The organism is Nocardia sp. GCM10030253 (genome assembly GCF_042675075.1).
GTDB lineage: Bacteria > Actinomycetota > Actinomycetes > Mycobacteriales > Mycobacteriaceae > Nocardia.
In genome coordinates this window covers 63,467-69,630 of the sequence record NZ_JBHTDL010000001.1, presented here as the reverse complement: position 1 = coordinate 69,630, position 6,164 = coordinate 63,467, and the positions used below count along the sequence as shown (strand labels likewise).

Genomic DNA, 6,164 nt, shown 5'->3' with positions numbered 1-6,164 from the left:
TCACCACCAACCAGAATAGCCCCGACCTCCAAACTACGTCTTGACACGAGAGGGGAGCCAGAAGCGCCTCGATCGACGCAACAGACCTCCGGTGTACCGGCCGATTGCGGCGGGCGGATCTACCCGGGCGGGTTGCCGCATAGACCAGTCGCCGGGCGTTGTCGTTGTGTTGCTTGCATTTTCGGTGTTCTGCGGTGACGCCGGGTTGTCGGGGCGGCTTCCCTCGGGTGGCGAGTTCGGGGAATATGCACAGAATGATCGGCGAGGTTCGGTCGGTGATGACGGCGAGTTTGTCCGGGGCGATGGTGCCCATGCCATGTCGGCCCGGAGTGATGTGGTGGCCCAGGTAGCTGGGTTTGAGGTGATTGACGAGGGTGAGGCGAACCACGAACGATTCCGCAGTTTCGCCGGGTCTGGACGGACAGCGGGCGGGAGTGGTCGTCGATGGTCATGGGTGTGGTGGCGAATGTGGTTCCGTCTAGCTGGATTTGGTGCGGGCGGCGCGGTCGCAGCTAGCAGGATCATGCGACGGGCAGCACTCCCGAGCAAATGTATCCTGCATATATGAGCAAGCTGAGCCGGTTACCCGAGATTGCCATGTGGTCTGCGCAGGGCCTCGGATTTTCGGTCGGCATGGGGTCATTAGCGTTTCAGATGTATCAGCTGACACCAATGGGCAAGCGGTTCGTCGCTGACACATTGAAGAAACCTAATCGTTTCGACCGATTCCTGAGGTGGCACGACATCCTCTGGATTCGCCCGGATCCAGACCTGATTGGCTTGAGGCAGTTCGGTTATGGGAAGTCTCTGAAAGGGGTGGATCTCCGCAACCTCGTCGTAGAGGATGAACTCCAACGTTTCGAGGGGGCGAGGTTCGACCGGGCAGATTTGCGGGATAGCTCCTTCCAGCGGGTATGCCTTATTGACTCGAGCTTTCAGGACGCGAACCTCCAGTACGCGAGTTTCACGAATTGCAGCTTCGGCGATACCACTCAGTTCGAAGGCGCCGACTTGAGTGGCGCCACATTCATCAACTGCAGTCTCGTCAAGTCGAACTTCGATGCGATACGAGCACCCGGAGTAAAGTTCATCAATTGCAAACTCCAGGGTGCATCGTTCAAGCGCGCAGAGTTGACCGACGGAACGTTCTCGAACTCCAACCTGATCCAGGCCAACTTCTCCGGCTCGAATCTCGAGCGAAACGCTTTCGCATGTTGCGACATCTACGGCATCAACCTCTGGGGTACGCGAGGAGAGATCACACGGGCGTCAGCGCTGCGCGTCAAGAACCCTGGTTCCGATGAGCCGGAGATAGAGATCGATGGCCTTCACATCGCCGTATTCCTCGACAGCCTCAGGCGCGGGAACGGGGTGCGAGAGCTGGTTGACGGCGTATCGTCCTCGCTGGTTCTGATCCTGGGTCGTTTCGCCTCAGAACACAAGCTTGTGCTGGATCAAATCCGTGATCATCTGCGCGAGCTGGGTTATCTGGCAATCTTGTTCGACACGTCGAAGTGTAATTCGCGCGATCTATCGGAAACAGTGCAGATACTGGCACGGTTATCACGATTCGTTATCGCCGATGTCACCGCCCCCCGGTCCGCACCGCACGAACTACAGCAGTTCATTCCGTTCTGCTCAGTACCTACCATCGCCCTGTCTCGCGGCGGCCCCGTATACAGCATGTGCCGAGACAACGAGAAATACCCATGGGTGCTACCGGCGAGATCATATGCCGACAGCGAGTCACTCCTGGCTGATATCGGCTCGATCGCGGCAGATTTGGACAGCTTGAAACGCACGCTCGACACACGAACACCCGACGCAGGAACTTGCAGGACGTAGTACATGGTCAGCTGTAGTGCAGCTGTCCTACTGTGACGGCGTCCACCGATCAGCGAGTTCGGGGATATAGCTGAAGCTAAGCTCGAACGCCATCAGCCGGTCGCGCTCCACCCAGGATCCGTGGTTGATGTGCGAACCCGTCGTCGCCGACCACCACGAGCCCGAGAAGTTCTTCTGACCACGGAACGACGGGAACCTCCGAGCAGGTTCGACTCTGTCGAAACGCACTGCCGCGCAAGCCAACAGAGGCAATCGGCAACGACCACCAGAATCTGGATCGACGGGCTCCGCCCAGCACTCATCACCACCGGAAACGGCGACGACAGCACCCACGACCCGGCCCCCGAGCAAACAGTCGGAACCAACGATCCGCGTCAGGTCAATGGCAGAAGCCCCAAATTTGTGCCAGAACGATGGCAATACGTCAGGTCAACCGGCAAAGGACACTGGCCCACCCGATTTGTGCAGGGGTACCCGTGAGCTCCGGCCATCTGGCTCCGTCCGCGAACTGTGACGTCAGTTGTTCGCGAATCCTGGTGGCGTGTCGCCACCTACACCACTTCGAAGATGTTCACGAATGATGACGGCAGGGGTCAGGTCCGACTCAGCCGAGCATCCACCGCCTCCCTTGCTCTACGCCACCGGGCACACCGCGCGCACTCCGGCGCAGACCTCATCCGCAACGAGATCACCGGCCGCGCCATGGATCTGGCACACCTGCTGCACCTGCTGCTGCCCGCCGATCAGGAGACGGCTGGCCTGCTGGCGTTGCTGCTCGTGCACCAAGCACGCCGAGAAACGCACGGCAGGCTGCTGCGCCTCGAGGAGCAGGGACCGCACGGTATGGGACCGCGTGCTGATCGCCGAGGCCGACCTGCTCATCGTCGCAGCGCTACGCGCGGCGCCAGCCGGGCGTTTCACCCTTGAGGCCGCGATTGCCGCGTTGCACGCGCAGGCCCCTACCTACGCGGCGACCGACTGGCCACAGATCCTCCAACTCTACGATCGGCTGCTGCGGATCTGGCCGTCGCCGGTCGTCGCGCTCAATCGTGCGGTGGCGGTGGCGGTGTCGATGGTCGATGGGCCGCAGGCGGCACTGGCCGAGATCGAGCGGCTCGAGCTGGACGGCCCACTGGCAGGCTACCGCTACCAAGGCCGACTTCCTGCATCGCCTCGGTCGTGACGCGGAAGCGATCGAGGCATATCAGGCGGCGTTTGCGCTCAGCCACAACACAGCCGAGCAGGAGTTCTCTCACAGAGCGTCCGTGGCGGTTCCCAGGCGGGCGATTCCATTCGTCCTAGCCTGCCGACGCAATAGGACGCACAGTATGACCACGCTCAATGCTTGAAGGAGTATCCGATGACAATCAAAGGCGCCTCTCCCTACTTGCGGTATGCCGACGCCGACACGGCGCTCGACTGGATGGAGCAGGTCTTGGGCTTGACCGGCACCATCCGATGGCGGGACGACACCGGTCGGACCTATGAAGCCGATATCTTCGCCGGGGTGACCAAGATCGGAGTCAGTGCCAGCGGCAACATCAGCGACGACGGGAAGAACGCCATCCTGATCGTGCACGTGGACGACGTCGAAGCACACTATGCGCGGATTAAGGCCGCCGCGACGGTGGCGGTCGAACCACCGATCGACCAGCCGTACGGTCCGCGAACCTTCACCATCACCGACCCATGGGGATACCACTGGAACTTCTGGCAGGGCGAGGCCACGCCACCGGAAGATCACCCGGTACCGCCGTCCTGAACGGATAACACGGCGCCAGCAATGCAGGAACTCCCATTCGTCGACGGGGCCGGAGTCATGGTTGTAGCGAAGTGCCCGCTGCCATGGCAGGTCCACATTGCCCCCGGTGATCAACGTCAGCACATCCTTGCCGCGCAAGTCGTACCGTCCGCAGATGCCTTCCAATACGCCCGCACTGCCGAGCACCGCCATCGGGCCCAAGGTTGCGGTCGGCTCCACCGGCAGGCCGATCGTATCGCTGGTCAGACGAAGGTGACTGTTTGTGTGAACTCTATGCGGTCGTCGGCATGGACGTTCGGGATCTCCCACCAGTGCTGTTTCCGTCGTTGTGAACAGTGACGTCCACGGGTTTTGCCGTTGATGAATGCCTCTATGTAGCTGCCGGTGGAGCGGCCGTGATCGATGCCGGTGTCGAGTTCGCCTGTCAATGTTCCGGTCTGTGATCCCGGCGAATCGGGTAGCCACACAACGGTGCCTTGTGACGGCTGAATTGGTGGGTCAACCAGATGTTTGGACTCGTAGTTCTTGTTCGGATATATGGCCCGGCTGGTCTGGCGGGCGACAATGAGCCCGAATTCCCTTGCGATACCACGGTATTTCGCGTTGTGGTAGGCACCGCCGCGGCTGGTGTCCTGAACACCACAGGCACGGGCGACGCCGTGTGCGGCTTCGTGCAGCAAGGTACCGAGTAAGTCGCGGGCGCCGAGCGCGAATCCTTCCCGCTGACGAATCCACACGAAACCTTCGCACTGCTGCTGGACGAGATCGACGTGCAGGTTGCCGATCCATACCTCGATGTCACCGGAACACTGATCGAAGTGCGCGGCGGAGGCCGCGGCGGATGGGAACGAAAGCCGGTACCGAAGACCGACAACAGCTGGCGCCGCATCCTGCTGCCCCCGCACTCCGTCGAAGCGATCACAGACACGATCACCGATCTGAAGGCATCCGGTAGACCCAATCCGATGGGGCTGCTGTTCCCATCGCGCGTGGGAACACCGCGAAGCCCGACCAATTTCGGCAGGGTCTGGCGAGCGGCCCGTGGCACCGAGTTCTCGTGGGTGACGCCACGAACCTTTCGCCGAGGCGCGGGCACGGAGGTCGACCGTGCATACGGCGACCCCGAGCGGGCGGCCCGCCAACTGGGCAACACCGAGGGGGTGGCCAAGAAGCACTGCATCGACATCCCGGAGACAGCGCCCGACAACCGGGGCGTGCTCGAACGATGGGCCACTGGCCGGTAACAGAGGCCAAAGTGTGACTTTTCTGTGGAGTGACCTCAAGTCTCACTAGTGATGCCTACGACAGAAAACCCCTTCCGACCTGGTCGGAAGGGGATTTTGTTTGTCGGGATGACAGGATTTGAACCTGCGACCACTTGACCCCTAGGTCGGACCGAGGGACAAAAGTGCTTGTCAGGTCGGTGTTTCGATAGTTCCAGCACGCTCCAGAAGTGCTGGTCGATTGCAATCGTTCGTAGCGTGTGGTCCCGTTCTGGTCCCGCCAAAACATCGCAATTAGGCGTACTTCCCGACCCTTGGCAAAGGGGGCCACTCGGACTCTCCAACCTCCGCCACACCGTGGCTGTCGACCTCGATCGCGCGCCAGCCGGATATGCCATACGCACACCGATCCGCGTGAGCACACGCCCGATTGCGCCGTAGCGACCCGGGGATCGGCATTGCTCCTGGCCCGGGACCCCAATCTGGCTTTGCCATCACCTCGGCCAGCCAATGGCCGAATTCGTTACTCTTAGAATGATATTCATCAACCTCGGACCGAACCGCCTCCTTCACCTGATCCCAGAACCAACCGTAGAACTGACTGGCTCGCTGCGAATACTTCTCCAGGAGAGGCAGGAACTCGACATCCTTGGCTTGGGTTCTCAGGAAGCGTTTTGCTGGCCCTCCCCATCCTGAGAACTTGTCCAATTCTGCGCGTTTCAGCTCCACCTTGTTGATCCACTGCATCGGGCTGGGCGGCCGATGACTCCATGTCGTCTGGATCGACATCACCGGTACGGCGTAGTGGACCGTGAAGTTTCGCAGGTCGAATAGAAATTTGATGTCGTCGTCGCCGAACATATCCGTAACCATGGGCTCGTACGTCTCAACTTCCCACACGGTTCTGCTGTCCTTCGGGTCACGTCGCTGCCCTTCTGGGACTCTCTCGGGCCAGAGTTTGCGGTGCGTGCTGCGCTGGACATCGCGAAGCGTGGCAACGGAAGCGATGTAGTTGTGAAACAGGCGCACGGCTTCATGCTCGAACTCTTCGGGAAGGTCGTCCACATGCCGAAAAGTACCGACGAACTTGGCGATGTGATTGGACAACTCAACACCGTTGACCGAGAACAAACGCGAAGTCCGATTCAGGGCCTCGAAACGTTCATGGTGATGTTTGCCGGGAAGTTGTTCGAGATGCTTCAGCCGACGCTCACGCTCCGCCGCCCACTCCGCTTGCGATCTCCGGTCCCCGCTCATCCGCCAACCTTCCCTTCGAGCCAAGTTGAGGCCAAAGTTAGCCGAGCAGTCCGACACGCGAGTCGTTTCATGACGGA

At 60.7% G+C, this 6,164-nt stretch carries 7 protein-coding genes; 5 read left to right on the top strand and 2 right to left on the bottom strand.

Going from position 1 to position 6,164, the window contains the following annotated elements; genetic code table 11:
• Window positions 1-564 precede the first annotated feature (564 nt).
• From ACFQZZ_RS00395 to ACFQZZ_RS00380, 4 genes are all read left to right on the top strand, one after another.
• Window positions 565-1,845 (top strand): pentapeptide repeat-containing protein, encoded by a 1,281-nt coding sequence (locus tag ACFQZZ_RS00395; RefSeq protein ID WP_378672096.1) that lies wholly within the window; start codon window positions 565-567, stop codon window positions 1,843-1,845.
• 567 nt (window positions 1,846-2,412) lie between these two features.
• Complete coding sequence (locus ACFQZZ_RS00390) at window positions 2,413-2,772, top strand: DUF6596 domain-containing protein (protein WP_378672093.1); 360 nt, start codon at window positions 2,413-2,415, stop codon at window positions 2,770-2,772.
• Window positions 2,699-3,028: a hypothetical protein gene (locus ACFQZZ_RS00385; protein ID WP_378672111.1), complete on the top strand. Its 330-nt coding sequence runs from the start codon at window positions 2,699-2,701 to the stop codon at window positions 3,026-3,028. Before ACFQZZ_RS00390 ends, ACFQZZ_RS00385 begins: the two co-directional genes overlap by 74 nt.
• 177 nt (window positions 3,029-3,205) lie before the next feature.
• Window positions 3,206-3,607, top strand: coding sequence for a VOC family protein (locus ACFQZZ_RS00380; protein ID WP_378672090.1), 402 nt, complete (start codon window positions 3,206-3,208; stop codon window positions 3,605-3,607).
• 242 nt (window positions 3,608-3,849) lie between these two features.
• On the opposite strand, the gene ACFQZZ_RS00375 is transcribed toward ACFQZZ_RS00380, so the two are convergent.
• Complete coding sequence (locus ACFQZZ_RS00375; RefSeq protein WP_378672088.1) at window positions 3,850-4,287, bottom strand: hypothetical protein; 438 nt, start codon at window positions 4,285-4,287, stop codon at window positions 3,850-3,852.
• 90 nt (window positions 4,288-4,377) lie between these two features.
• On the opposite strand from ACFQZZ_RS00375, the gene ACFQZZ_RS00370 reads away from it, so the two are divergent.
• The gene (locus ACFQZZ_RS00370) at window positions 4,378-4,851 is read left to right on the top strand and encodes a hypothetical protein (RefSeq protein ID WP_378672085.1); all 474 of its coding nucleotides are present in this window, start codon (window positions 4,378-4,380) and stop codon (window positions 4,849-4,851) included.
• A gap of 273 nt (window positions 4,852-5,124) precedes the next feature.
• Here the strand turns inward: ACFQZZ_RS00370 and ACFQZZ_RS00365 are convergent, their stop codons facing one another.
• On the bottom strand, window positions 5,125-6,087 hold the full coding sequence (locus ACFQZZ_RS00365) for a hypothetical protein (RefSeq protein WP_378672082.1): 963 nt from the start codon (window positions 6,085-6,087) through the stop codon (window positions 5,125-5,127).
• Window positions 6,088-6,164 lie beyond the last annotated feature (77 nt).

What these genes read in the sequence shown, in the direction of transcription:
- ACFQZZ_RS00395 (WP_378672096.1), top strand. Translation starts at nt 565, where the DNA reads ATGAGCAAGCTGAGCCGGTTACCCGAGATTGCCATGTGGTCTGCGCAG.
- ACFQZZ_RS00390 (WP_378672093.1), top strand. Translation starts at nt 2,413, where the DNA reads ATGTTCACGAATGATGACGGCAGGGGTCAGGTCCGACTCAGCCGAGCA.
- ACFQZZ_RS00380 (WP_378672090.1), top strand. Translation starts at nt 3,206, where the DNA reads ATGACAATCAAAGGCGCCTCTCCCTACTTGCGGTATGCCGACGCCGAC.
- ACFQZZ_RS00365 (WP_378672082.1), bottom strand. Translation starts at nt 6,087, where the DNA reads ATGAGCGGGGACCGGAGATCGCAAGCGGAGTGGGCGGCGGAGCGTGAG.